Origin of the sequence: Stenotrophomonas sp. TWI1149, from assembly GCF_039673155.1 — a bacterium.
In the GTDB taxonomy this organism is placed as follows: domain Bacteria; phylum Pseudomonadota; class Gammaproteobacteria; order Xanthomonadales; family Xanthomonadaceae; genus Stenotrophomonas; species Stenotrophomonas maltophilia_AA.
The window spans coordinates 98,140-124,033 of sequence record NZ_JBDJLB010000009.1 but is presented as its reverse complement, the minus strand read 5'-3'; the positions used below and the strand labels follow the sequence as shown (position 1 = coordinate 124,033).

At 67.8% G+C, this 25,894-nt stretch carries 24 protein-coding genes; 10 read left to right on the top strand and 14 right to left on the bottom strand.

Annotated elements, in window-relative coordinates:
* Window positions 1-101 precede the first annotated feature (101 nt).
* The 5 genes from msrB to ABE424_RS11935 all read left to right on the top strand — a co-directional run bounded on the left by msrB (window position 102) and on the right by ABE424_RS11935 (window position 3,391).
* On the top strand, window positions 102-569 hold the full coding sequence (gene msrB / locus ABE424_RS11955) for a peptide-methionine (R)-S-oxide reductase MsrB (RefSeq protein WP_176990638.1): 468 nt from the start codon (window positions 102-104) through the stop codon (window positions 567-569).
* Between the two features lie 147 nt (window positions 570-716).
* A complete protein-coding gene (gene motA, locus ABE424_RS11950) occupies window positions 717-1,571 on the top strand; it encodes a flagellar motor stator protein MotA (RefSeq protein WP_176990637.1) in 855 nt (284 codons plus the stop codon).
* A 9-nt stretch (window positions 1,572-1,580) separates the two neighbouring features.
* On the top strand, window positions 1,581-2,525 hold the full coding sequence (motB, locus tag ABE424_RS11945) for a flagellar motor protein MotB (protein WP_346479375.1): 945 nt from the start codon (window positions 1,581-1,583) through the stop codon (window positions 2,523-2,525).
* A 75-nt stretch (window positions 2,526-2,600) separates the two neighbouring features.
* Window positions 2,601-3,104 carry a hypothetical protein gene (locus ABE424_RS11940; protein ID WP_346491816.1) on the top strand — a complete coding sequence of 168 codons (504 nt, stop codon included), beginning with the start codon at window positions 2,601-2,603 and terminating at the stop codon, window positions 3,102-3,104.
* A 14-nt stretch (window positions 3,105-3,118) separates the two neighbouring features.
* Window positions 3,119-3,391: a DUF4031 domain-containing protein gene (locus ABE424_RS11935; protein WP_176990634.1), complete on the top strand. Its 273-nt coding sequence runs from the start codon at window positions 3,119-3,121 to the stop codon at window positions 3,389-3,391.
* 42 nt (window positions 3,392-3,433) lie between these two features.
* Here the strand turns inward: ABE424_RS11935 and ABE424_RS11930 are convergent, their stop codons facing one another.
* Window positions 3,434-3,976, bottom strand: a complete 543-nt coding sequence (locus ABE424_RS11930; RefSeq protein WP_346491815.1) for a hypothetical protein — start codon at window positions 3,974-3,976, stop codon at window positions 3,434-3,436.
* Between the two features lie 136 nt (window positions 3,977-4,112).
* Here ABE424_RS11930 and ABE424_RS11925 point away from each other — a divergent pair, with 136 nt between their 5' ends.
* Window positions 4,113-4,364, top strand: coding sequence for a DUF3297 family protein (locus tag ABE424_RS11925; protein ID WP_259261709.1), 252 nt, complete (start codon window positions 4,113-4,115; stop codon window positions 4,362-4,364).
* Window positions 4,365-4,462: 98 nt separating this feature from the next.
* Here the strand turns inward: ABE424_RS11925 and ABE424_RS11920 are convergent, their stop codons facing one another.
* Together ABE424_RS11920 and ABE424_RS11915 are read right to left on the bottom strand one after the other, a co-directional pair.
* Window positions 4,463-6,106, bottom strand: a complete 1,644-nt coding sequence (locus ABE424_RS11920; RefSeq protein ID WP_176990632.1) for a Na+/H+ antiporter — start codon at window positions 6,104-6,106, stop codon at window positions 4,463-4,465.
* A gap of 108 nt (window positions 6,107-6,214) precedes the next feature.
* Window positions 6,215-7,027 carry a class III extradiol ring-cleavage dioxygenase gene (locus tag ABE424_RS11915; protein WP_346491814.1) on the bottom strand — a complete coding sequence of 271 codons (813 nt, stop codon included), beginning with the start codon at window positions 7,025-7,027 and terminating at the stop codon, window positions 6,215-6,217.
* Between the two features lie 115 nt (window positions 7,028-7,142).
* On the opposite strand from ABE424_RS11915, the gene ABE424_RS11910 reads away from it, so the two are divergent.
* The gene (locus ABE424_RS11910) at window positions 7,143-8,024 is read left to right on the top strand and encodes a LysR family transcriptional regulator (RefSeq protein ID WP_346479371.1); all 882 of its coding nucleotides are present in this window, start codon (window positions 7,143-7,145) and stop codon (window positions 8,022-8,024) included.
* Window positions 8,025-8,057: 33 nt separating this feature from the next.
* On the opposite strand, the gene ABE424_RS11905 is transcribed toward ABE424_RS11910, so the two are convergent.
* Entirely contained in the window at window positions 8,058-11,006 is a 2,949-nt protein-coding gene (locus ABE424_RS11905; protein ID WP_346491813.1) for an EAL domain-containing protein, read from the bottom strand.
* 306 nt (window positions 11,007-11,312) lie between these two features.
* Between ABE424_RS11905 and ABE424_RS11900 the strand changes: the two genes are divergently transcribed.
* Window positions 11,313-13,433: a M13 family metallopeptidase gene (locus ABE424_RS11900; protein ID WP_346491812.1), complete on the top strand. Its 2,121-nt coding sequence runs from the start codon at window positions 11,313-11,315 to the stop codon at window positions 13,431-13,433.
* A gap of 835 nt (window positions 13,434-14,268) precedes the next feature.
* Here the strand turns inward: ABE424_RS11900 and ABE424_RS11895 are convergent.
* Window positions 14,269-15,186 carry an oxygenase MpaB family protein gene (locus tag ABE424_RS11895; RefSeq protein ID WP_346491811.1) on the bottom strand — a complete coding sequence of 306 codons (918 nt, stop codon included), beginning with the start codon at window positions 15,184-15,186 and terminating at the stop codon, window positions 14,269-14,271.
* A 318-nt stretch (window positions 15,187-15,504) separates the two neighbouring features.
* Between ABE424_RS11895 and ABE424_RS11890 the strand changes: the two genes are divergently transcribed.
* Window positions 15,505-16,119: a hypothetical protein gene (locus tag ABE424_RS11890; RefSeq protein ID WP_176990458.1), complete on the top strand. Its 615-nt coding sequence runs from the start codon at window positions 15,505-15,507 to the stop codon at window positions 16,117-16,119.
* 39 nt (window positions 16,120-16,158) lie between these two features.
* On the opposite strand, the gene ABE424_RS11885 is transcribed toward ABE424_RS11890, so the two are convergent.
* The 8 genes from ABE424_RS11885 to ABE424_RS11850 all read right to left on the bottom strand — a co-directional run bounded on the left by ABE424_RS11885 (window position 16,159) and on the right by ABE424_RS11850 (window position 23,130).
* Window positions 16,159-16,503 carry a hypothetical protein gene (locus tag ABE424_RS11885; protein ID WP_346479367.1) on the bottom strand — a complete coding sequence of 115 codons (345 nt, stop codon included), beginning with the start codon at window positions 16,501-16,503 and terminating at the stop codon, window positions 16,159-16,161.
* A 22-nt stretch (window positions 16,504-16,525) separates the two neighbouring features.
* The gene (locus tag ABE424_RS11880) at window positions 16,526-17,299 is read right to left on the bottom strand and encodes a LytTR family DNA-binding domain-containing protein (RefSeq protein WP_088432747.1); all 774 of its coding nucleotides are present in this window, start codon (window positions 17,297-17,299) and stop codon (window positions 16,526-16,528) included.
* Window positions 17,289-18,548, bottom strand: coding sequence for a histidine kinase (locus tag ABE424_RS11875; RefSeq protein ID WP_176990461.1), 1,260 nt, complete (start codon window positions 18,546-18,548; stop codon window positions 17,289-17,291). Before ABE424_RS11875 ends, ABE424_RS11880 begins: the two co-directional genes overlap by 11 nt.
* 245 nt (window positions 18,549-18,793) lie before the next feature.
* Window positions 18,794-20,443 (bottom strand): M28 family metallopeptidase, encoded by a 1,650-nt coding sequence (locus ABE424_RS11870; protein WP_346491810.1) that lies wholly within the window; start codon window positions 20,441-20,443, stop codon window positions 18,794-18,796.
* Window positions 20,444-20,512: 69 nt separating this feature from the next.
* Window positions 20,513-21,766 (bottom strand): sigma-70 family RNA polymerase sigma factor, encoded by a 1,254-nt coding sequence (locus ABE424_RS11865; RefSeq protein ID WP_346491809.1) that lies wholly within the window; start codon window positions 21,764-21,766, stop codon window positions 20,513-20,515.
* A gap of 55 nt (window positions 21,767-21,821) precedes the next feature.
* On the bottom strand, window positions 21,822-22,232 hold the full coding sequence (locus tag ABE424_RS11860; protein WP_346491808.1) for a VOC family protein: 411 nt from the start codon (window positions 22,230-22,232) through the stop codon (window positions 21,822-21,824).
* A 27-nt stretch (window positions 22,233-22,259) separates the two neighbouring features.
* Complete coding sequence (locus ABE424_RS11855) at window positions 22,260-22,682, bottom strand: VOC family protein (RefSeq protein ID WP_346491807.1); 423 nt, start codon at window positions 22,680-22,682, stop codon at window positions 22,260-22,262.
* A gap of 28 nt (window positions 22,683-22,710) precedes the next feature.
* The gene (locus tag ABE424_RS11850; RefSeq protein ID WP_176990466.1) at window positions 22,711-23,130 is read right to left on the bottom strand and encodes a YciI family protein; all 420 of its coding nucleotides are present in this window, start codon (window positions 23,128-23,130) and stop codon (window positions 22,711-22,713) included.
* Window positions 23,131-23,341: 211 nt separating this feature from the next.
* Between ABE424_RS11850 and ABE424_RS11845 the strand changes: the two genes are divergently transcribed.
* Complete coding sequence (locus ABE424_RS11845; protein ID WP_346491806.1) at window positions 23,342-23,716, top strand: YciI family protein; 375 nt, start codon at window positions 23,342-23,344, stop codon at window positions 23,714-23,716.
* Between the two features lie 6 nt (window positions 23,717-23,722).
* On the opposite strand, the gene ABE424_RS11840 is transcribed toward ABE424_RS11845, so the two are convergent.
* Window positions 23,723-25,804, bottom strand: coding sequence for an SMP-30/gluconolactonase/LRE family protein (locus ABE424_RS11840; protein ID WP_346491805.1), 2,082 nt, complete (start codon window positions 25,802-25,804; stop codon window positions 23,723-23,725).
* Window positions 25,805-25,894: the final 90 nt, after the last annotated feature.

Here is a 25,894-nt window from a genome sequence, read left to right as displayed (position 1 = left end):
CTTCACCATGCACCTGCACGGGTATCAGCACCATGAACGCCCTGGCTTGTACCTCCAGAGGCAACAGCTCAATCTACGTACCACATCAATAGGGAATGTTTATGACAGCTTTCGACCTTTCCCCGCCCACCGACGCCCAGCGCCAGGCCCTGGTGGCCGGGCTCAGCGCCGATGAGCAGCGCGTGCTGCTGCACCATGGCACCGAGGCGCCGTTCTGCGGGGTGTTCCTGGACAACAAGCAGGACGGGGTCTACGGCTGCCGTTTGTGCGGCCTGCCGCTGTTCCGCTCCAGCACCAAGTTCGACTCCGGCACTGGCTGGCCGAGCTTCTTCGCGCCCTTCGACCCCGCCCATGTCCGTGAGATCCGCGACGCCAGCCATGGCATGGTCCGCACCGAAATCGTCTGCGCGCGGTGTGACAGCCATCTCGGCCATGTGTTCCCCGATGGCCCGCCGCCGACCCACGAGCGCCACTGCCTGAATTCGGTCTCGCTGTCGTTCACGCCCAACGGGCAGGCCTATCCGGATCCCCTGCAGCGCGGTGGTGCCGAAGCCGGCGCGGCGGCCTAGGCACGACCGGTCGGTCCGCACGCCTGAGGCCTGCCTGTGGCTTGGCACGCACGCGCCAGCTCAAAAGTGTGACATTGGTCGAACGCCCCCCTTCAGAAATGGTGTGAAGGGGCCGACATGGAGGTATCCCCTTCCCGCGTCGGCCCCATGCTCATCATCGTTGGACTTCTCGTCGTCATCCTCAGCGTGCTCGGCGGTTATGTGGGCGCGCACGGCAAACTCGGCGCGCTGTGGCAGCCCTATGAACTGGTGATCATCGGCGGCGCCGCGCTGGGCGCGTTCCTGGTCGGCACCCCGGTCAAAACCGTGAAGCAGACCCTGCAGGCCACCGTCGGCGTGTTCAAGGGCCCGCGCTACAAGCAGCAGGACTACATCGACGTCCTCAGCCTGCTCTACGAACTGCTCAACAAGGCCCGCCGCGAAGGCTTCATGGCGCTGGAAGACCATGTCGAGCGACCGGCCGAGAGCAGCATCTTCGCCAACTACCCCAAGGTGCAGGCCGACCATCACCTGGTCGACTTCATCACCGACTGCCTGCGCCTGATGATCGGCAGCAACATCGAGCCGCATGAGCTGGAGCCGCTGCTGGAGATGGAGCTGGAGAAGCATCACGGCGAGGCGATGCAGCCGGCGGCGGTGCTCAACAAGGTCGCCGACGGCCTGCCGGGCTTCGGCATCGTCGCTGCGGTGCTCGGCATCGTGATCACCATGGGCTCGATCGGCGGCGAGATCACCGAAGTCGGCGCGCACGTCGCCGGCGCACTGGTCGGCACCTTCCTGGGCATCCTGCTGGCCTACGGCTTCGTCGGCCCGCTGGCCTCGGCCGTGGAAGCCCGCGCCGAACAGGACGCGCGCATCTACGAATCGGTGAAGACCGCCCTGCTGGCCTGCCTGCGCGGCTACAACCCGAAGATCGCCCTCGAATTCGCCCGCAAGACCCTGCCGTCCAACGTGCGGCCGGGCTTCAGCGCGTTCGAACAGCACCTCAAGACGGTCAAGTAAGGCAGCGCCATGGCCGAGAACAAACCCACCGTCATCGTCCGCCGGGTCAAGAAGGCCGGCCACGCCGCGCACCATGGCGGTGCCTGGAAGGTGGCCTATGCCGACTTCGTGACCGCGATGATGGCCTTCTTCCTGGTGCTGTGGCTGATGGCCGCCACCACCAAGCCCGAGCGCGCGGCGATCTCCGAATACTTCCGCAACCCCAGCCCGCTGGCCGGCAGCAGTTCCACTCCGGCCCCCGGCATGGCCGGTCCGGGCGGCGCCAGCACCTCGATGATCAAGCTGGGCGGCGCCACCGACATCTCGCGCGGCAACAGCAACGATCCCTTCCAGAGCCAGCAGGCCGCCAAGCCGGTGCCGCAGACCGATCGCGAGCGGGAAAAGCAGCAGCTCGAAGCGCTCAAGCAGGAGTTGGAAGAAGCGATCAGCAAGAGCCAGGCGCTGGAGCCGTTCAAGGACCAGCTGCTGCTCGACCTCACCCCGGAAGGGCTGCGCATCCAGATCGTGGACAAGCAGAACCGCCCGATGTTCGACATGGGCAGCGCCACGCTCAAGCCCTACACGCGCGAGATCCTGCGCGAGCTGTCGCAGTTCATCAACCACGTGCCGAACCGGATCAGCATCACCGGGCATACCGATACCACCGCGTACAACGCCGTGCATGGCTACAGCAACTGGGAGCTCAGCGCCGACCGCGCCAACGCGGCCCGGCGTGCGCTGCTTGATGGCGGGATGACCGAAGACAAGGTGACCCGCGTGGTCGGGCTGTCCTCCTCGGTGCTGTTCGACCGGAGCCAACCGGACAACCCGATCAACCGCCGGATCAGCATCGTGGTGATGACCAAGGCCGCCGAGGCCGCCGCCCTGGCCGGTGCCGGCCAGGAAGTGGCGCTGTCGCCCACGGCGGCCGACGCGGATATCCAGGCCGCGCTGGCGCCGGCTGTCGCGCCCTAAGGGGCGCCGTGGCGGTGGAGCCGGCCAGCGGCCGGCACTACAATGGGTCTTTCCTTTTGTAGATAGACCGTCCTCATGTCGAAGCAGTCCAAGGCCAAGCGCGACAAGCGCAAGAAGCAGCAGCCCAAGCGTCCGATCAACCGCCTCAACGCCCAGCAGCCGGTGCAGAACCATGCCGTGCTGACCAACGAAGAAGGCCAGGTCGTCGCCGCGATCGGCCTGCAGGGCACCGAGTGGCTGCTGGCCATCGGCGGCCAGACCATGGGCAACGCCGACAACCCGGTGCCGATGCTGGCCATGCTCAAGCACCTGTCCAACGTCCAGGAAAAGGAAGGCCGCAAGGTCAACCTGGAGTACTCGACCCAGCTGCAGCAGCTGATCGACGACCTGGCCGCCGATGAAGGCAAGACCGCCGACGAGTACCTGTCGCAGCTGGTTTCCGAGTTCGAAGGCGTGGAAGGTGACGACGAAGCCGACGCCGACGCCGAAGATGCCGAGATCGTGGCCGACGACGCCGCCGCTGCCCCGGCCGATGCCGAGCCGGCCCCGGCCGCCAGCGACGACAAGCCGCAGGCCTGAGCCACGGCGATCCGGTGACGGTCTATATCGACGATGCGGTACACCCCTGGCGCGGCGAGCGCTGGGCGCATCTGATGGCCGACACCCTGCCCGAGCTGCACGCCATGGCGGCGCAGCTCGGGATTCCGCTGCGGGCGTTCCAGAACCGCCGCAGCGGCGCGCACTACGACGTGCCCGCCCCTTTGCGCCTGCAGGCGATCGCCCTGGGCGCACAGGCGATCTCACGGCATACGGACCGCGCGCTGGTCAAAGCGGTCATCGCCAATGCGAGAAGCCAATACCGGTAGGTGCCGACCGTTGGTCGGCACACGCAGACCGCAGTCACGCCGTCAGAACGGGTCGCTGCCCGGCCGCACTTCCACGCCCAGCAGCGAGCACAGCGCCAGCATCGCGTCGTCATCGCGGTTGAGCGCCATCCAGCCGGCCAGGGTGTCATTGCCGGTATCCACGCTCCACAGCGCGTAGTTGTGCTCGCGCAGACGGTCGTGGGCAGTGGCCATCAGCGCCGGCGCGTCCACCCCGGCGGCGAAATCCTCATCGTCCAGGTCGCCACCCCAGTCGATCTGCAGGTTCCAGCGCGCGGACAGCTCGTTGACGGCCGACATCAGCGCATCGGCATCGCTGCGCTCGACCTCGAAGCCGGACTGCCAGGCAATCGCGGCCATCAACGGCGGCAGCCAGTCGGCGTCCTCATCGATGCCTTCCCCGCTTTCCAGCAGTGCTTCGCGCCAGCGGTTGAACTGCTGCAGGGCCAGTTCTTCATCGCCCGGGTTGATCAGCACGAACAGGTTCCAGATCCGCGCCTCGAAATCGTCCTCGTCGAAATCGCGTTCCTCTTCTTCGAAGTCGAAATAATCGCTGTTGTCGGGCATGACCGGTATTCCTGGAGACAGGGGCGCATTCTGCCGTGCAAGGGCGTTGGCAGGAAGCGAAATTCGGCGCGGGGCCCGCTGCGGTTTATCCTGTACGCCAGAAGACGGCCTTGGTGGTCGTCAGCATCCTGTGACCATGAGCGATACCCCTCCCGATCACCTGGCGATCAACCCGACCAGCCCCTTCCACGATGCCGCTGCGCTGGAGCGCGGCGTGGGCATCCGCTTCAACGATGTCGAGCGCGACAACGTCGAGGAGTATTCGGTCAGCGAAGGCTGGATCCGCGTGCAGGCCGGCAAGGCCCGTGACCGCCGCGGCAACCCGATGACGATCAAGATCAAGGGCACCGTGGTGGCCTACTTCCTGGATCAGAAGCCGGACGCCTGATCCCACGTGTGCCGGGGTAGAGCCACCCCATGGGTGGCTGCCCTTCGTCCCGGGCGCGTGGGTTCCAGTAGCCACCCATGGGGTGGCTCTACCCGGCCTCAATCGCGTTGCCGCGTTTCCAGCAGGTCCAGGTTGCGGATCAGCCGGCGCGAGATCTCATCGGAGATCTTCCCGCGCCGGGTCAGCCGGAACAGCTCTTCGCGCTCGGCGGTGAGCCCGGCGGTGCGCAGCTGGCGATAGCCCTGCTCCATCCGCTTCACCTTTTCCGGATCGGCATCCGGCCCCGCGTCCTTCTCCAGATTGCGCTGGTACAGCAGGCTCACCCGTGAGGCGGCGTCGTTGTAGAGCTGCACGTTCTCGGTGGTCTGGTTCTGCACCAGCTGCTGGCGCGTACGCTCCACCCCGGCCAGCGCGGCCTTGGCGGCGAGCTTGCGGGCCAGGTCTTCTTCCTTGCGCTCGCCCGAATCGGCCGGCAGTTCCAGCCCCTTGAGCAGGCGCGGCAGCGCGATGCTGGCCCCGACCAGCGAGATCAGGATCACCGCCGCGGCCAGGAAGATCACCAGATCGCGCGCCGGGAACGCACTGCCATCGGGCAGGAACAGCGGCAGGGTCAGCACGCCGGCCAGGGTGATCGCACCGCGCACGCCGGCCAGCGAGGTCGCCACCACGATCCGCCACGACGTGCCCGGGCGTGCTTCACCCCGGTGGCGCGCGCGCAGCAGGCTCCAGCGCAGCGACAGCCACACCCAGGCCAGGCGCAGCAGCACCAGCGCGAGGTTGATCACCACCACGTAGACCAGCAGCCACCACGCACTGTGGTGCCCGCTCTCGCTGACCGTCTTGATCGCGCGCTCGACGATGCCGGGCAGCTGCTCGCCGAGCAGCACGAACATGATGCCGTTGAAGCTGAACTGCAGCATGTTCCACACGGCCGTACGCTGCACGCGCATGCTGCCCGAGACACGGCCGCTCAGTTCCACGTAGCTCATCGTGATGCCTGCGGCGACCGCCGAGAGGATGCCCGAGGCGTTGAACTCTTCGGCCAGCAGGTAGGCGGCGAACGGGATCAGCAGATTCACCAGCAGCGCCGCACCGGGCTCCTCGCCGAAGCGCCGCCACAGCCAGCGCTGGAAGGTCGACACGCCCAGCGTCACCGCCACACCGATCGCCAGCCCGGCCACCGCCACCCACAGGAAGGTCAGCGAGGCCGTCGCCAGCGAGAAGGTGCCGGTCATCACCGCCGCCACCGCGAAGCGGAAGCAGACCAGGCCGGAGGCATCGTTGAGCAGCGACTCGCCTTCCAGGATGTGCATCAGCCGCTTGGGGATCGGCGCGCGCGAGGCGATCGAACTGACCGCCACCGGATCGGTCGGCGAGATGATCGCCGCCAGCGCGAAGGCCACGGCCAGCGGCATCACCGGGATCATCCAGTGGATCAGGAAGCCGGCCCCGATCACGGTGAACACCACCAGCCCGAACGCCAGCTCCAGGATCACGCCTTTATCGCGGAACAGGCCCTGCTTGGGGATGCGCCAGCCATCCAGGAACAGCAGCGGCGGCAGGAACAGCAGGAAGAACATCTCCGGCTCCAGCGCGTGGCCGCGGTTGAAGACCCCGGCAATGACCGCGCCCAGCCCGATCTGCACCAGCGGCAGTGGCAGGGACAACGGCAGGACGCGGACCAGGTAGCCGCTGGCGACCACCGCCACCAGCATCGCCAGAACGACTTCAATGGTATGCATGCATTTTCCAGTAAGCAGCGCGGGGGAGGCTGCGGGCAGCCGGCGCCGGAAACAGGAAAAAACGTACCACACGTGCGCCGCCACGCGAATGCGCGGGGCGCACCAGGCTCAGTCGGCGGACAGCCGCTGCGCGTCGGCGCCGTCGAAGCGATAGATGTCCATCGCCAGGAACCCCGCATCGATGCCTGCATCGATACGCTGCGCGCCGAGCGCATCGCCACCGGCCGCGCCCATCGCGAAATGCAGCGGCTGCAGGTGCTCGTCGCTGGGGTGTGCCTGCACGGCGTGCGGGGCCTGACGGCGGTAGTCCAGGAGTGCGGCACTGTCATCGGCCTGCAGGCGCTGCTCCACCCACTCGATGAAGGGCCGCACATACGGCGCTTCCTTGCCGTCCTGGTAGCTGCGCCAATCGTGCAGGTTGTGGGTGATGCTGCCCGAGCCGATCAACAGCACGCCCTGCTCGCGCAGCGGCGCCAGCGCGCGGCCCAGCGCGAACTGATGGGCCGGCCCAAGCAATGGCTGGATCGCCAGCGGCACGACCGGAATCTCCGCCTGCGGGTACAGGAAGCGCAGCGGCACCCAGGCACCGTGGTCGAGGCCGCGCTGCGGATCGGTCGCCGTCGGCAGGCCGGCCGCGGTCAGCCGCTGCGCGATCTCCTGGGCCAGCGCAGGGTCGCCCGGCGCCGGGTACTGCAGATCGAACAGCGCCTGCGGAAAACCGCCGAAATCGTGGATCGTGGGCGGCTGGGCATGCCCGCCCACCACCGGCTGGTGGGTCAGCCAGTGCGCCGACGCCATCACGATCGCGCGCGGCCGCGGCAGGCGCGCCGCCAGTGCGGCCAGGCGCTCGCCGATCAGACCGGGATTCAGCGCGGTCATCGGCGAACCGTGGGAGATGTAGAGGGAGGGCAAGCGGGACATCACGGACTCCAATAGCGGCACGCCCACCGGGGCGGTGCCTGGATCTCAGACTATTGCGTACGGATCGGCCAATAAATACGATTCATCGACGCTGTTTATTCCGGAAAAAGAAACAATGGACACTCTGGACGCCATGCGTGTGTTTGTCGCCGTGGTCGAGCGCAACGGCTTCAGTGCCGCCGCGCAGGCCCTGGACCTGTCCACGGCGGGGGTCACCCGGCAGATCGCCGCGCTGGAAAAGCGCCTGTCGACCCGCCTGCTCAACCGGACGACCCGTCGCGTGAGCCCGACCAGCACGGGCGCGGCCTATTACGCCGAGTGCGTGCGTCTGCTGGCCGAATTCGATGCGCTGGAGGCCGGCATCAGCGCGCAGGCGTTGGAGCCCTCCGGGCGGCTGCGGATCAACGCGCCGGTCAGCTATGGCATCGCGCGGCTCGGTCCGCTGCTGGCCGGCTATCGCGCGCGCTACCCGCAGGTGGAACTGGACCTGTCGTTGTCCGATCGCCTGGTGGACATGGTCGAAGAAGGCTACGACGTGGCGATCCGCATCACCCGCCAGCCCAGCCCGACCCTGATCGCGCGCAAACTCGCCGACGTGCAGATCAGCCTGTGCGCGGCGCCGTCGTATCTGGATGCGCATGGCCGCCCGCAGCAGCCTGAAGACCTGTCCGCACACGAGTGCCTGAGTTACAGCTACTGGGCCGGTGGCGATGCCTGGCAGCTGCACGGCCCGCGCGGCGAGGTCTCCGTGCCGGTGCACGGCAGCGTCCGCGCCAACAATGGCGATGTGCTGCGCGAGGCCGCGATCGCCGGCATGGGCATCATCGTGCAGCCGGACTTCCTGGTCGCCGAGGCCATCGCCGATGGCCGGTTGGAACGCGTGCTGCCCGCGTGGGCGGTGCCCGGCATCGGCATCCATGCGGTGTACACCAGCCGCAGCCATCTGGCACCCAAGGTCCGCAGCTTCATCGATTACCTGGTCGAAGCGCTGGGCTGACCACGGATGGCGGCGCCCGGGCAGCCCCCTGCGTTACGCCTCCACCGCGTCCAGCTGCGCGATCACCTTGGCCAGCGGCATCGGCCGGCCGAGCAGATAGCCCTGCACCTGGTCGCAGCCGTGCGCGGCCAACCATTGATGCTGGCCCGGGGTCTCCACGCCTTCGGCGATGATGGTCAGGCCCATGCTGTGGCCCAGCGACAGCAGCGCGCGGCAGATCGAGGCATTGCGCGGATTGGTTTCCACGTCCGCCACGAAGCTCCGGTCGATCTTCAGGATGTCCAGCGGCAGATGCTGCAGATAGGACATGTTGGAATACCCGGTGCCGAAATCATCCAGCGAAATGCAGATGCCCTGTTCGTGCAGGCGCTGCATGGTCTGCTTGGCCTGGCCCGGCTTGCGCATCAGGCTGCTCTCGGTGAGCTCGACCTGCAGCGCACCGCGGGCCAGCCCGAACTCCTGGCTGGCGCGGGTGAATTCGGCGACCAGGTCGCTGTTGAAGAACTGCACCGCGGAGACGTTCACCGCGATCGGCAGGTCCCAGCCGGCATCGACCAGCTGCCGCTGTGCCTGTGCCGCGGCGCGGATCACCCAGCGGCCAAGCGCGAGGATCAGCCCGGTGTCTTCGCACAGCTGGATGAACTCGCCCGGCGGAATGAAGCTGCCATCCGCCTGCGGCCAGCGCAGCAGGGCTTCCAGCGCGGCCGGGCTGCTGTCGCCGGCATGGCAGATCGGCTGGTAGTACAGCTCGAACTCGGTATCGATCGCACTGTGGATGCGCCCGGCCAGGCGCAGCCGCTCGGCAAAACGGGAACTCACGGTGGTGTCGTACCACGCGATGACATTGCCTTCGTCGCGCGCCGCATGCGCGGCCTGCGCGGCCATGCCGATGACCTGCTCGGCCGTGCTGGCATCGCCGTCGAACTTCACGGCGACGCCGATACGCGGCTCGAACTGGTGCAGCCAATCCTGCCCGCGCACCGGTTCGGACACGGTCTGCACCAGCGTATCCAGCGCGGTCTGGCGCTGATGGTCGTCGCGGATGGCGAAGATGAAATCCTCGGCAGGCTGGAAGGCCAGCAGGCCGTAGCGCACGCCGAGCCCGCCCAGGCGCTTGGCCATCGCCTGCAGCACCACGTCGCCGACTTCGCGGCCCAGCGTGTCCGACACCAGCTGCAGGCCGCGGAACTGCACGTACGCGATCGTGTACGCCCCGCCCTCCTCGTCCAGCTGCGCGGCCAGCGCGCGCGTATTGAGCAGGCCGGTCGCCGGGTTGTGGGTGGCGTGGTAGGCCAGGTCGCGCTCATAGGCCAGCCGCTCGCTGACGTCCTCGGCCAGCACCAGGCAGGCCTGGCGGCCATCGAAATCCAGCCGCGCCAGATGCGCACGCACCTCGAAGACGCTGCCGTCCTTGCGCTGGTGCAGGCGCACCTGCGCATCCTGCACATCGCCGATGCGGGCCTGCGCGATCGCCCCGCGGATTTCCTCCCAGCCTTCGCGCGGGCGGATGTCCAGGATGCTCATCGACAGGAATTCATCGCGGCTGTAGCCGTACTGGCGCACCGCCGCTTCGTTGACCTCGAGGAAGCGAAGCGTGTCCGGATCGAACACCCAGAACGGTGCCGGATTGCGGTCGAACAACAGGCGGAACTGGCGCTCGGCCTGCTGCACGCGGGCCAGCGCGTCGACGCGCTCGCTGACATCGGTCAGCGCGCCGATCATGCGCCGCTCGCGGTCCACCACCGCCACCCGCTGGCCGCGCGCGGAGACCCAGCGGATCGCCCCGCCCGGCAACACCAGGCGGAACATTTCATCGAGCACGCCGCTGCCGGCGAACGCGGCGTCGAAGGCCTGCTGCATGCGCGCCGTGTCATCGTGGTGCACCCGCGCGAAGAAATCGGCGAGCGGCAGGCTCTCGATATCGATGCCGAAGATCTCGCGGGCCAGCGGTGACCAGCGCAGCAGGCAGGCATCCTCGTCCACGTACCAGGTGCAGACCTTGCCGACCTGATGGGCCATGCGCAGTTCGGCGTGGCCGGTACGCAGTTCCTCGCTCAGGCTGTCCTGGTCGCGCGTGGCGCGGCGCAGGCTGACATAGACCGCGCCAAACAGCGCCCAGTACAGCAGGTAGACCCCGACCGAGGCCTGCACATACGGCCACCAGGCCGCCAGCACGTCGCGCCGGCCCAACCCGGCGTACACCGCCAGCGGGTACTGGGCCAGCGTGCTGAGGCTGGAGATGCGTTCGACGCCATCGACCGCGCTGGTCTCGACCCCCAGCGGGGTCAACGCATCGCGGCCCAGCATCTCGCGCCTGGCGAGGCCGAAGCGGCGCCCGACCACGCCAACCGGATCGGGGCTGCGCGCCAGCACATAGCCCTGCGGGTCGGTGATCGAGATCACCCCGGCCTCGCCGGTATCCATGCCGCCGATGACCGACTGCAGTTCCGAGGTGCGCAGCCGTGCGAGCAGCCAGCGGTCTCCGCCCATCGGCAACGCCAGCGGCAGGATCCAGTGCGCGCTGTCCAGCGCCTGCGGCGGACCGAGGAACAGCTGGCTGCCCCTGCCGCGGTTGTCATCCACCGCCCAGAGCGGCAACTGCAGGTCGCCGCTGCCGCTGGTCAGGGCGCGCCCGTACTGATCGACCACGACGATGCTGTGCAGTTCGGCATGCCGCTGCAGGGTGCCTGCGATGCCCGCATCGAGCAGGTCCGGGGCCTGCGCGGGCACGCGCTGGAACAGCAGCGCGCCGTCCCGGGAAATGCCCTGCATGGCCCGCTCCAGATTGCGCAGCTCCAGCCGCAGCAGACGCTGGGCACCGGTCGCCAGCGCCGAGCTCTGTCGCTGCGCGGCTTCCTGCCGGCGCTGGGCATCATTGACCAGCATCGCCACCAGCCCGGCGGCCAGCAGCACGCCCAGGCAGACCCCGAGCCACACGAAGGTCCGCAGCGGCCGCGCCAGGGCACGGTTCAACGCGGGCATCGCAACCCTTTTTCCGCACGACAGGCTGACTTCATCTGTAAACGCTTCCTGGTTTCCCCAAACCTGAGCGGCCGCTGCCCGGGATTCTTGACGCCTTGATCGCCACGCGGGCGCCCAGAAGGCGCGCGCGGAATCCGTGCCGCCCCAGCATGCACCAGCGCGCGCGGCACGGGAAGCACCCCGGTGGCGGTTCACCTCGGTGAACCCGGGGGACGGGCACATCCGGTACCCGATGCCGCCGCAGCCGGCATAACCGGGCGCCCCGGACGGGATTAGACTTGGACGTTTCCGTTGCTGAGAAGCCCCATGTCCAAGCTGCGTCGCCCCACCCTGATGCTCGCCATTGCCGCCAGCCTGTCGCTGAGCCTGGCCGCCTGCGACCGCGAGGCCACTGCACCGGCCGCTGCCGCGCCCGAGACCGCCCCGGCGCAACCGGCCGCGCCCACGCCGCAGCTGGGCAGTTTCGGCTTCGACGCCGCCGGCATGGACCGCAGCATCGCCGCCGGCGATGACTTCTTCGGCTTCGCCAACGGGACCTGGGTCAAGAACACCGAGATTCCGGCCGACCGCTCCAGCTACGGCAGCTTCAACGTCATTTCCGAAAAGACCCTGGCCGACACCCGCGCGATCCTCGAGGGCGCCGCGGCCGATACCAAGGCCGAGGGCGAGACCAAGCTGATCGGCGATTACTACGCCGCCTTCATGGACGAGACCGGCATCGAGTCGCGCGGCACCGCCCCGGTCAAGCCCGAGCTGGACGCCATCGCCGGGATCGGCGACAAGGCCGCGCTCGCCACCGCCCTGGGCGGCACCCTGCGCGCCGACGTCGACCTGCTCAACGCCACCAACTTCTACACCGACCGCCTGTTCGGCGTGTGGGTGTCGGTGGATCTGCTGCAGCCCGACCGCACCGCGCCGTACCTGGTGCAGGGCGGCCTGGGCCTGCCGGACCGCGACTTCTACCTGCAGGGCGGCCGCATGGCCGAGATCCGCAAGCAGTACCAGGCCTACATCGCGCAGGTGCTGCAGCTGGCCGGCGTCGCCGATCCGGCGGCCAAGGCCCAGCGCATCGTCGCGCTGGAGACCAAGATCGCCCAGGCGCACGCCACGCAGGAAGCCACCAACGACGTCGCCAAGGGCGCCAACGCCTGGAAGCAGGCCGACCTGAGCGCGAAGGCGCCGGGCATGGACTGGAGCGCCTTCCTGGCCTCGGCCGGCCTGGACGCCCAGCAGGACTTCATCGTGTGGCAGCCCAAGGCCGTGGCCGGCATTTCGCGCCTGGTCGCCACCGAGCCGCTGGAGGTCTGGAAGGACTACCTGGCGTTCCACGCACTGGACCGCGCCGCACCGTACCTGCCCAAGTCGTTCGCGGATGCGCGCTTCGCCTTCCACGGCACCACGCTCAACGGGACGCCGCAGCAGAGCGAACGCTGGAAGCGTGCCGTCGATGACAGCAACCATGCGGTCGGCGAAGCGATCGGCAAGCTGTACGTCGAGCGTCATTTCGACCCGGCCACCAAGGCCCGCGCCGATGAGATGGCCAAGAACATCATCGCCGCGTTCGCCAAGCGCATCGATGCACTGGAGTGGATGTCGCCGCAGACCAAGGCGCGTGCCAAGGCCAAGGTCGAGGGCCTGACCGTCGGCATGGGCTACCCGGACAAGTGGCGCGACTACACCGGCCTGGAGATCAAGCGCGATGACGCGCTGGGCAACGCCGAGCGGGCGGAGCTGTTCGAGTACCGCCGCAACATCGCCAAGCTGGGCAAGCCGGTCGACCACAGCGAGTGGGCGATGCTGCCGCAGACCATCAATGCGATGAACGTGCCGCTGGAGAACCGCCTGGTGTTCCCGGCCGCGATCCTGCAGCCGCCGTTCTTCGATGGTGCGGCCGATGATGCGGTGAACTACGGTGCGATCGGCGCGGTGATCGGCCATGAAATCAGCCACGGGTTCGACAATGCCGGTGCGCTGTTCGATGAGACGGGCAAGCTGCAGAACTGGTGGACGGCGGAGGACCTGAAGCAGTTCAACGCGGCAGGCGACGCGCTGGCGGCGCAGTTCAGCAGCTACAGTCCGTTCCCGGGGGCCTCGGTGAATGGTCGTCTGACGCTTGGCGAGAACATCGCCGATGTGGCGGGTCTGTCGACGGCCTACGATGCGTATCAGTTGTCGCTGCAGGGCAAGCCGGGGCAGACGCTGGAGGGCTTCACGCCGGATCAGCGGTTCTTCCTGGGCTTTGCGCAGGCGTGGCGCAGCAAGGCGCGTGAGCAGGCGCTGCGTAATTCGTTGTTGACCAATGTGCATGCACCGGGCCAGTTCCGTGCGTTGACGGTGCGGAATCTGGATGCGTGGTATCCGGCCTTCGAGGTGAAGGAAGGGCAGAAGCTGTATCTGGCGCCGGAGAAGCGGGTCAAGGTGTGGTGAGGTTTTTCATCGCGCTTTGCTGAGATGAAAGAACGGGCGCTTCGGCGCCCGTTTTTTTGCCCTGCAAAGCTGGAGCGGAGCAACGGCTGGGGTCTGCGTTTGCGCTGGTTTGGGCGGGCATGGGTGGGGTGTCGGGACCCGCTGCAAGTACGACCATGTAAGCTCGTATGCCGCCATCCATGGCGGCATACGGTCCCGCCACCCCACCCATGCCCACCCTTTGACAGTGGGCTGGTGCGTAAGGGAAAAGCGGACCCTGGCTCCGCGACTGCAGCAGTGACTGGGTTTGTTTTGCCGTCCAGCTTCGTTATGTGGCGTTGCCGCTCGGCTTCGTAGAGCAGCACAGCGCCGCTCTGCTGTTGTGCTCTGCTGTTGTGCTCTGCTGTTGTGCTCTGCTGTTGTGCTCTGCTGTTGTGCTCTGCTGTTGTGCTCTGCTGTTGTGCTCTGCTGTTGCGCTCTGCTGTTCTGCTTTGTTGCTCCTGCTTTGCTGCTCCGCACTTCTGCACTTATGTGCTGCTTCGCCGTTTAGCTGTTTAGCTGCCCAGCACCGCCACTCTGATCCACTGATTGGCACTGCAACTTAATCTGCTGCTTAGCGCTGCTACTCCGCGCTGCCGCTCAGCTCCGCTTACCGGCTTTTGATCTCAGCATGGCCACCAGCCAATTGTCAGGGGGCGGGCACGTGCAGGCTGGAGGGACCGTATGCCGCCATGGATGGCGGCATACGAGCTTACATGGACGTACTTGCAGCGGGTCCCGGAAGCCTGTGCGTGCCCGACCCAACCAGCGGACACAGGCACTCGCGAGTACCGACCAACGGTCGGTACCTACCGCTTCAAGGCCAATCAGCAAGCACGCTGGCAGGAACGCCCATCCGCGTGCATGCCCGCGTCGCCAGGCCGTCCTGCAGCGCACGCCGGAACAACGGCGCCATGCCTTTCAGCATCACCGCGGACGCCCGCGACTGCGCACGTTGCATCGGGGTGCGCTCGATCATTGCCGTCGCCCAGTCAGGCAACAACGCCGCGCCGGCACCGAGGAACACCTCGCGTGAGAGCCCAGCCATCGGCACCGGCAGCCGGATGTCCGACAGCACCGCCAACACTTCGCGCGAACGCGCGTCGAATAACAACGCCGATTGCTGGCGCGCGAAGTACGCGTCCACCTCCGCTTCCGAAGCGGGCACATCGGCAGCCCCGAGCGCTTCGGCCACGCGCTTGTACTCGCGGTAATACTGATCGGCGATGGCGGCGGGCACGTCGCGGCAATAGCGCCGGCAGCCCTGCAGGAAACCGTAGGCCTCGGTCACGTGTACCCAGGTCAGCAAGGCGGGATCGTCGGCGGAATACGCGCGCCCGTCGGCGGTCTGTCCGCGCACCTGCGCGTGGATGCGCGCCACTTTGCTGATCAGCGCCTCGACTTCCGCGGTCGGTGCGTACGTGGTGCCGGCGACGAACGCGGTGGTGCGGCGCAGGCGGCCAACGAGGTCATCGCGGAAGTTCGAATGGTCGTACACGCCGGCCAGGGCGAGCGGATGCAGGGTCTGCAGCATCAGCGCGCACAGGCCGCCGGCGAGCATGCCGGGGAACTCCGAATGCACGCGCCAGGTGATGCTGTCCGGGCCGAACCAGCCGGGGTCGCCCAGCGGCTGGTCGTAATCGATCCCGCTCTGGCCGCGGGGAAAAGCACCCAATACCCAGCGGCGGATCGGGGCGGTGGCGGGGCGGGCAAGCGAACGCAGCAGGGAAGACATCGACAGTACCGAGGGCGGAGCGGACCGGCGTTTTGCGCGGATGCGTCAATTCTGCGTGATACCGGCGGGGCTGGCGAGGACGCTACCGCCAGCGGGCTCTACATTGTGCACGTGCAGCATGAACACCCCCACGTAACGCCTATTTACCCGGTGATTTACGTGCCGCAATGCGCAAATCCGCTGCGGGTTTCCCCATTCATGCAGGAATGACGCCGGATCTTTGCGCTTTGCCCATTGCCAAGCGCCGTGAAAGTGCTAGAACTGGACCTGCCACAACGTCGTCCAATGCGCTGCCGCACGTTCCAGAAGGAGCTCGTCATGATCGCTTTGTTCAAAGGTTTGGGTTTGCTGTTGCAGGACAACGAGCTGTACAACAGCCCGTTCGAAAAACAGGTCGCGCATTGGCGTAACAAGAGTGAACAGCAGATCCGCGAGGAAGTCGCGGTGCTCGCCAAGGCCAAGGGCCAATGGCTGATGGCCTCGATCGTAGGCTGGCAGGCGTCCTCGCTGCTCATCCTCGGCCTGATCAGCAACTACCTGTGGAAGGATGACTTCCATATCACCTTCACCCGCGTGGTGATCGTGTTCGGTTCGTGGGTCTCGATCCTGTTCGTGATCTGGTTCATGGCCAACATGTTCGATCATACCGCCGGCTTCGAGCGCTGGATGAAGGCCTTCAACAGCCGCGCCCGGATCACCTCCGATGCCGATACGGTGGAGTGCGTGGCCGAAGCACTGGACATGGCCCAGCATTACCCGGAAGTCCTGGATTACAAGCAGGCGGTGAGCGCGAAGCGTGAGCTGCGCCACGAGGACATCCGCATCATGCGGGAGATCGGCCGGATGAAGCAGCACACCGAACTGGTCGGCCAGCTCAACCATGTCGGCGAGCAGCCCAACGGCACCAACCTGCATCTGCAGCCCGCGTTCTGACCCTACTGCAAAGCGGGGGGAGCCACGATGCCACCGTGATCACTCACGGTGGCATTGTTCTTTCTGGACCGCGCTGACGCAGTGCTGGAAGCCGGCCGGCAAGCCGGCCATCTGCTCCGTCTTGCCGACCGCCACGGCCAGCCGGTGCAGCGGCGGGTAGGCACAGTCCTTGTCCTTGGCGCAGCGCGCATCCAGCACCAGGTAATGGCATTGGCCGCTGCTGCTGGCGATGCAGGCGAAGCTGGCCACGCCGTTGTCCACGGTGGTCCTGCTGTGCAGCGTATCCACGCCATTGGCGCGGATGCGGGTGACGGAGGTGTTGCTCGATTGCTGGCAGGCGGCCAGCATCACGACGCAGAGACTGGCGGCAACGGCAATACGCATGGCAGGCTCCAGAAGAAGGCGGTTACATCCCGCGGAACAGACTCATGAAGGGCTGGCTGACGTTGAGCACTTCGGTCCGGTGCTTCAAGCGCAGCTGGCCGCGGCCGGTGTCATCGCGGGTGACCGCGGCGACCGCTTTCATGTTCACGATGGTGGAGCGGTGGATCTGGCGGAAACGCTGCGGATCGAGCGCGTCGAGCAGTTCGCGCAACGAGGTGCGCAGCAGGCTTTCACCCTGTTCGGTGACCACGGTGGTGTATTTGCTGTCGGCCCGGAAGTAGATCACGTCTTCGAGCATGATCAGCTGCGTGTCGCGCCCGTTGCTGGCGGTGATCCAGGCCAGCGGCGGGGTGCTCGATGCGGCGGCGGGCTGCTGGCCGAGGCGCTGCAGCAGCTGCTCGAGCATGCCACTGTCCGGGCGGCCCAGCTGCATGCGCGCCAGGATGCGCTCGCGCGTGGCCAGCAGGCGCTCATCGCTGACCGGCTTGAGCAGGTAGTCGATCGCACCCTGTTCGAACGCGTCGATGGCGTACTGGTCGTAGGCGGTGACGAACACCACCTGGGTGCGCGGGCTGATCTCCGGCAGCGCGCGGGCCACTTCGATGCCGGTGATGCCGGGCATGCGGATGTCGAGCAGGGCCAGATCCGGCTTCAGCTCGGCCAGGCGCTCCAGCGCGCTGGCACCGTCCTCGCATTCGGCCACCAGTCGCAGTTCCGGCCACAGCCGCTGCAGCTGGGCAACCAGCGACTGCCGCAGCAGGTCTTCGTCTTCGGCAATGAGCGCATCAAGCTGCATGGATCGCCTCACGGGCATCGCGCGGCAGGGTGATCGTCGCCGCCACGCCGCTGGGGAAATTGGACACGATCGCCACGCCGGCGCGTTCGCCACAGGTCAGGCGCAGGCGTTCGCGCAGGTTCTTCAGGCCGATGCCGGAACCACTGGTGCCCTGGCCGAAGCCCAGGCCATCGTCGGCCACGGTGAGGGTGACATGGTCCTCGAAGGCGCGCGCGATGATCCACACCGTGCCGCCGCCGGGCTTGGGCTCCAGGCCGTGCTTGATCGCGTTCTCGACCAGGGTCTGCAGCGCCATCGAGGGCAGTGCCAGCCCGAGCAGCGCCGGGGGCACATCCACCTGCAGGGCCAGGCGCGCCCCCATGCGGATCTTGAGGATCTCCAGGTAGGCCTGGGTGCGCTCCAGCTCCACGCCCAGGGTCGACATCGATTCCTCCACGCTGGGCAGCGAGCTGCGCAGGTACTGGATCAGGTGGCCGAGCATCTGGTCGGCGCGGGGCGGATCGGTGCGGGTCAGCACCTGCGCGTTGGCCAGCGTGTTGTAGAGGAAGTGCGGCTCGACCTGGGCATGCAGCAGGTTGAGCTTGGCGACGGACAGCTCCTTCTCGGTGGCGGTCTGCTCGGCAGCGGCCTGCTCGTCGCGGCGCTGTTCGGCGACGCGACGGGTGATCGCGCGGCTGACGGCCTCGGCATTTTCATGATTGCTGCCTTCGTCGACCGCGAGCAGGTCTGCCCAGACCCCGGCATCGGGTTCGAACAGCAGGGTGACGCTGCTGGTGCCCTGCCCCGGGGTGACCGTGGCGAGCACGCTGTTGCGCCGGATCGCCACCCGCGCGGGCAGATTCCAGCGCGACGGCGGGCGGCCGTTGTAGGCGTCCACGCGGCGCACGTACGCCCGCACCTGCAGGCTGCCGGGCGCGCTTTCGATGTCCTCCACGCGGGGCAGCTCGGCGATGGCCGCTTCGAGCAGGGCGAACGCCGGGCCGGCATCCATCGGCAGCTCGATCTGGCGGCGCTGGCGGCTGGACAGGGTGGTGGCATCCAGCCGCCCGGCGACCAGCCAGACCCGGCGGATATGGGTGATGCAGCTGCCCACCGCCGTCACCATCACGAACAGGGCCAGCAGGCCGAAGACCCAACCGGGACCATCGTTCATGCCGCTGAAGATGCCACTCCAGACGAATCCCGCCACCACGATGGCGGCGGCCCAGGCCAACAGGATGCGGAGGATCAGAGCGAGGCTGGCGAACACGGCGGCGTCATCACATGGGGAGTGAGGCGAGCATAGCCCTGCCGCCCGCGGGAACAAGCGGCATGCGACGAAGGCGGGGAATGGTGGGACGAAGCGGTGTAGAGCCACCCCATGGGTGGCTGGTTTTCGTTCCGGGACCGCGAAGCCACGCATGGCGTGGCTCTACGTCGGGGTTCGGGACCGCGAAGCCACGCATGGCGTGGCTCTACAGCGGGGTCCGGCCGGCGTGCCGGCCGGACGCGGTCTTATTTCCGCTCGGCGGCGCTGGCATCGCGCGGGGCGCGGAACTGGGAGTCGGTGCTCCAGTTCGGCCAGGCACGCGAGTTGGCCAGCTGGTTGCCCAGCGTGTACAGCACTTCAAGATCGCGCGAGGCTCCGGCGAAGGTCCAGTCCGGCTGCCACTCGTCGCCCTGCTGGTGATAACGCTTGGCGGTGTAGTCATCGGAGGCCGCCTTGCCGGCCGCAACGCCACCCTCCACCCAGTCCTGGCCCGCCGAGTACGACACCGCCGGCACGCCGCGCTTGGCGAACGGGAAGTGATCGGAGCGGAAGAACAGGCCGGCTTCCGGCTTGGGATCCGGGGTGTAGCGGATGTCCCAGCCCTTGGCGACGTCCTTGAGCTGGTCCAGCAGTTCCAGCTTGGCCGAGCCGTAGATGCCGAAATCACGCGACGGGCTGAAGGGCGCCATGCCGTCCATGTTGATCAGCGCCACGGTCTTGCCCAGCGGGTACAGCGGATGGCTGGCGTAGTACTCCGAGCCCAGCAGCCCCTTTTCCTCGGCGGTGACGGCCAGGAACAGCACCGAGCGTTCCGGTCGCTTGCCCTTGGCGAAGCCGCGGGCCAGCTCGACCAGCGAAGCAGTGCCACTGGCGTTGTCCAGCGCGCCGTTGAAGATGGTGTCACCGTTCGCGTCCGGCTTGCCGACGCCGATGTGATCCCAGTGCGCGCTGTAGATCACGGTCTCGTCGGGATGCTTGCTGCCTTCCAGGCGCGCGGCCACGTTGTGCGAGGTGATCACCTCGGTCTTGACCGCGTACTTGGCCGAGAAGGTCTCGCCCTTCAGCTCGACCGGCTTGAAGTCACGGGTCTGCGCCTGCTTCTTGAGCGCCTCGAAATCCAGGCCCGAGCGCTTGAACAGCTCCACCGCCAGATCGCGCTGGATCCAGCCTTCCAGCAGCGGATGCGCTTCGGCGGGGTTGTCGCGGACCACATCAAACATGGTGTTGGTGTTGGAACCGGCCACGGTGGCCCAGCCGTACGAGGCAGGTGCGGTTTCATGCACGATCAGCACGCCGAGGGCACCCTGGCGCGCGCCTTCTTCGTACTTGTAGGTCCAGCGACCGTAGTAGGTCATGCCCTTGCCGTCGAAGTCGCCCTGGCCGGTCTCGAAGTCCGGGTCGTTGATCAGCACGACGGCGATCTTGCCCTTCAGGTCCACGCCCTTGAAGTCGTCCCAATTGCGCTCGCCGGCCTTGACGCCGTAGCCGAGGAAGACCAGCGGGGCGTTCTTGATGTCGACTTCGCTGGCACCGTTCATCGCGGCGCGCACGGCGATTTCCTTGCCCTGGCTCAGCGTCTGCGGCGTGCCCTTGCTGCTCAGCGACAGGCTCGGGGTGCCGACGATATCGCCCTTGAGCAGCGGCACGGCCTGGGTCCACAGGCGCTTGCCGTCCTTGAGGTCGCCGCCCGGCTGCAGGCCGGCCGCCGCGAACTGCCTGCTCAGGAAGGCGATGGTCTTTTCTTCACCGGCCGTGGCCGGCGAGCGGCCCTCGTAGGCATCCGAGGCCAGTTCCTTGACGTCGGCGGAGATCCGCGCGCCATCGAATTTGGGGGTGGCGGCCATCAAGGCCGACGACACCGACAACGCCAACAGGCTGATTACCACACGCTTCACGCTGCACCTCATGACTGACCGACAATCGCCCGAGTGTAGGCCAGAGCCGCCGCCCGGTGCAGTGCCGGTCTACACAGCCGCCGCGCGTGCCAACAGCAGCGCCTTCTCGCGCGCGTTGGCGGTCAGCGTGGCCGCGCGCTCGAACGCCGCCCGCGCGTCCTCGCTGCGACCCAGCTGGGCAAGCAGGTCGCCCTGGACCGCGGCCAGCGGCGCGTAGTCGCGCAGCCGTGCGTCGCCAGCGAGCGCATCGACCAAGGGCCAGGCCGCAGCAGCCCCCTCCGCGCGCGACAGGGCGACCGCATGGTTCAAGGCGATCACCGGTGACGGCTGGCGCTGGGCCAGGCGCGCATAGAGCGCCGTCATCCGCGCCCAATCGGTGTCTTCGGCACGGCGCGCGCGCGCATGGCACTCGGCGATGGCCGCCTGCAGGACGTACGGATCCTCGCTGCCCCCCAGCGCCACCGCCTGCTGCAGCGCCGCCTGGCCGCGGCCGATCTGCAGCCAGTCCCAGCGCGCGCGGTCCTGCTCGGGCAGCAGGATCGGCGTGCCGGTGGCATCCGTGCGCGCGGCGGTGCGCGAGGCCTGCAGTTCCATCAGGGCGAGCAGCCCCTGCACCTGCGGCCAGGTCGGCAACCGACTGGCGAGCACGCGGCCCAGCCGCAGCGCTTCATCGCACAGCGCCGGACGCATCCAGTCATCGCCGGCACTCGCGGCGTAGCCTTCGTTGAAGATGAGATAGACCACCTCCAGCACCGACCCCAACCGCTCCGGCAACGCGGCCTGGCGCGGCACTTCAAACGGCACCTGCTTCTGCGCCAGCGTGCGCTTGGCGCGCACGATGCGCTGGGCGATGGTCGGCTCGGGCGCGAGGAAGGCCCGTGCGATCTCGTCAGTGGTCAGCCCGCCCAGCAGGCGCAGAGTGAGCGCCACCCGCGCGTCGGCCGCCAGCACCGGATGACAGGCCACGAACATCAGCCGCAGCAGGTCATCGCCGATGTCGTCTTCCAGCGCGTCGCTGTCATCCGGCGCAGGCAACGGCAGCGGCTCCAGTTCACTGCCGTACTGCGCGTGCTGCCCGGCGACGCGCTGGTGCTGGCGCAGCACATCGATGGCGCGGTTGCGCGCGGTGGTCATCAGCCACGCTCCGGGATTGTCCGGTACGCCCTGGCTGGGCCAGCGCTCCAGCGCGGCCAGCCAGGTGTCCTGGACCAGCTCTTCGGCACGGCCGACATCGCCGCCGAGCAGGCGGGTCAGGCGGGCGGTCAGCACTGGCGCCTCCATGCGCCAGATCGTGTCCAGTCGTTGCGTCAGTGCCGTGTCCATGCGGCCGATCAAAGCACCGGTGCGGCCGGGGCACAAGCCGCACCGCGCCGTGCCATCACCCGGGTTCGCCGTCCATGTGTGCGATTTCCCACAGATGGCCGTCCAGGTCCTGGAAGCCACGCTGGTACATGAAGCCGTAATCGCGCGCCGGCTGCGGTTCGCGGGCACCGGCCTTAAGCGCCGTGTCCACCAGCGCATCGACTGCCTTGCGGCTCCCGGCCGACAGGCAGGTGATCACCTCGGTCTGCCGCCGCGCATCGCTGATCGGCTGGGTCGTGAACTGGGCGAAGAAGGACTCCACCAGCAGCATCACGAAGATGCTGTCGCTGATGATCATGCAGGCCGCTTTTTCATCGGTGAAGGTCGGGTTGAAGCTGTAGCCGAGTGCGGCGAAGAACCCCTTGGAGGCCTCCAGGTCGCGTACCGGGAGATTGACGAAGATCATCTGTTGCGTCGCGTTGGACATGCGTGCGTTTCCTGTTGGACGTGGGGATCAGGGCTGCTTCATGCAATTGACCATCCACGGCTTGCCGTAGCGGTCGATCAGAAAGCCCCAGCGATGGGCCCAGAACGTTTCGGTGATCGGCATCTTGATCTCGCCGCCGTCGGCCAGGGCCTTGAACACGCGCTCGGCCTCCTCGATCGAGTCGACATCGATGTTGATCGTGGTGCTGCCCTGCCCTTCCGTGGACGGGCCATCGGCGGCCATCAGGATCGCCGGACCGACCTCCAGCTGGCTGTGCGCGACGTGGTCCAGTGTCTCCGGCGGCATCTCGCCGCAGCCTTCCTGGCTTTCCATCGGTGGCATGTCGCGGTACTTCATTTCCGAGGTGACCTTGCCGCCAAGGACCTGCGCGTAGAAGGCCATGGCTTCATGGGTCTTGCCGTTGAAGCCGAGGAACGGAATCAGTTTCATGGGAATGCTCCAGGGGTGAGGGGGTGGGTCAATCGGCCGCGCCGATCTGGTCGCGAAGACGCTGTTCCTGCGCCTGCAATTCGGGGGTGAAGGCCGCGCCGAAATCCTCGGCGCTGAGAATCGGGCGCAGCTCGACCACGTCGCCCGGTGCGAACGGGGCCCGCTTCAGCCATTCGGTGGCTTCGTCCAGCGAACGGACCTGCCAGAGCCAGAAGCCGCAGACCAGCTCGCGGGTTTCCGCGAACGGGCCATCGATCACGCGCGGCGGTTCGCTGCCGAACGCCACCCGGCGCGCACGCGAGGTCGGGTGCAGGCCCTCGCCGGCCAGCATGATCCCGGCCTGGACCAGCTGCTCGTTGTAGGCGCCCATGGCGCGGATCTCCTGCTCGGTCGGCAGCTGTCCGGCCTCGGTGGCCGCGGTTGCCTTGACCAGTACCATGACTTTCATCGGTGTCTCCTTCGGGGCCGGCCCGTCTCTGGGCCGTTCAAGGGATACAACGTTGCAGTGAGCCGGAAATCGACACGCCCGCCAAAAAAAATGCCGATGCCGTCGGCCGGCCGTCGCAGGCAGCCTGAACAGGCGCGTCCTGTCGCGCTGCAACACGGCTGCCGCGTGGCCTGGGGCATGATGATGGCCCTGCCCATTCCCTGGCCTGGCCATGCAATTCCTGCTGCTGATCTACATCGACGAGGGCCTGTTGCAGGCCCTGCCAGGCGAGGAGTACGACCGCCTGATGCACGACTGCCTGCAGCACGCCGATGCATTGCAGGCCGAGGGCACGCTGGTGCTCGCCCAGCAACTGGAACCGGTGGACAGCGCGCGCACGCTGCGCGTGCGCCAGGGTCAGGCCCGCATTACCGATGGCCCGTTCGCCGAGACCCATGAACTGCTGGCCGGCTTCAACCTGATCAACGCCCCCGACCAAGCCGAGGCGATGCGCATCGCCCAGCAGTTCCCGTGGTCGCGCTTCGGCAGCATCGAGGTACGGCCGCTGGCCGACATGGACGCCGAGCGCGTACGCGTCGGCGCCTGATACCGCTCAGGGCAGCAGCGTGATCTTCAGATCGCGCGGACCGATCGCTTCGTTGCCGCTGTAGTCGCGGGCACTGCCGCGCAGGATGTAGTCACCGGCCGGCAACGCAGCGGGCTGCCAGCGTGCGGTCTCGACCAGGCCATCGCGCACGGTGTTGGTGACCAGATAGCGGAACCGCGTGATCGCGCTGCCATGCACGGTGATGCCACTGTCCGGTGCATAGGCCACGCGGGTGGCGCTGTCTTCGCGCGGCATCCGGTTGAACACGATGTTGAAGCGCGGCTGCTCGTAGCCCGCCAGCGGCCGGCCCTGTGTATCGAGCACCTGGTAGCCGACCTGGTACAGGCCCAGCCGACGCCGCGGCAGGTTGCGGTCGACCTGGTCCCAGGCTTCCACCACGATCTGCACTCCCGGGCCCTGGCGCGGTATCGCAACGCGGCCGTCGGCGCCGGCCGTGATCGGCTGGTCGAGATCGTCCAGTACGGCCACGTCGGTGATGCGCGGCGCGAAGGCATCGGCGTAACCGGTGAAGCCCAGCGCCACCGCATTGCGTTCGAAGCCGCTGGCACCCACGCTCAGGTGCACGTGCGCCATGCGGTTGATGGTGCCGAGCGCTTCACCTGCGGCGAAGCGGGTGCCGCGGCGCACGCGGATGCGCTCCAACGTGCCGTCCTCAGCGGATAGCTGCTGCCAGCGCGCATCGAATGGACGATCGCGAGGATCGCGGCCGACCTTCATGTGGATGTACTTGAGCGACCCCAGCGACAGGCCCTCGGCCTGCCCACCCACCGACCACGCCGCGAACGGGGTGTCGACCTTGCCATCGGCGATCGCCAGCACCGGCTGGCCGACATCGCCGCGGATATCGAAGCCGCCGTGCAGGTGATGGCGGCTCTCCCCCTTGAAGTCGCCGCGCACCTCACCCAGCGTGCCGACCACTTCATGCCCCCCCTCCTGCGGGGCCAGCGGCCAACGGCCGGCGGTGGCGGGCAGCGGGGCGTCCGGCGCCGGGCCGATCAGGGCCGGCGGTGCGGTCTGGCCCGCGGCCAACGGACTCAGGCGATGCACACGGTACGACGCGGCATCGGCCAGATACAGCCCGCCGCCCGCATCCAGCGCGAGCGCGGTGGGGCGGGCGAAGCGTGGCTGCGGCGGTACCCCGGCCAGCGCGAGCTGGTGGCCCTGCGCCGAAATCTGCACCACCTTGCCATTGATGTCGCTGGCATAGATCACCCCGTCATGGGTCACCGCCAAGGACAGCGGACCGCTGAGCAGCCCACCATCGGCGACGCGGGTACTGAGCGTGCCATCCGGGGCGAGCTGGCGGATCGCGTTGTTGAACAGGTCGGCGATCAGCAGGTTGCCGTGCGCATCCAGCGCCAGCGCCACCGGTGTATCCAGCCGCGTGAGCGCACCGTTCCCATCGGCGTTGCCCGGGCGTTCGCCGCCGGCCACGGTATGCACCCGCCCATCCGGCTCGATCACGCGGATGCGATCGTTGTAGGTATCGGCCACGTAGACACGGCCTCCCGCGTCCACCGCCACGCCCATCGGCCCATCGAAACGCGCCTGCGCGGCCGGCCCATCGACGAACCCCCGCTGGCCATCGCCAGCGAGCGTGCTCACCGTGCCATCCACCGCGATGCGCCGGATGACATGGTTGCCGGTGTCGGCGACGAAGACAGTGCCGGCGGCATCCACTGCGATACCGGACGGCGTGTTGAACTGCGCCTGCATCGCAGCGCCATCGCGCCAGCCTTCGCCCTGCCCGGCCAGGGTGTCGACGCGCCCGTCGGGATGCACGCGACGGATGCAGTTGTTGTCGCCGGCATCGGCGATGTAGACCACGCCGTGGGCATCGACGGCCAGCCCATACGGATCGGCGAAGCGCGCCTGGGTGGCGGGGCCGTCCGCAGCGCCGCCGACGCCGTCGCCGGCCAGCACGCGGATCTCCGGCGTCCACCCCAGCACGGTCGCCACCGGGCCTGGCGGCGCTGGCGCAGCGGGTTCGCGCAGGAAGGTCCAGGCCAGCGCGGCCGCCATCAGGCCTGCTACCAGCACCACCATCGCCCATCGTCGACGCGTCATCGCTGTCCTTGCTGCTGCTGTCCGGGACACGACCTTAGCCGCTCGCGGCGTGCCTGCAAACCCTGCACGCAACGACGGCGACTTGTGCGG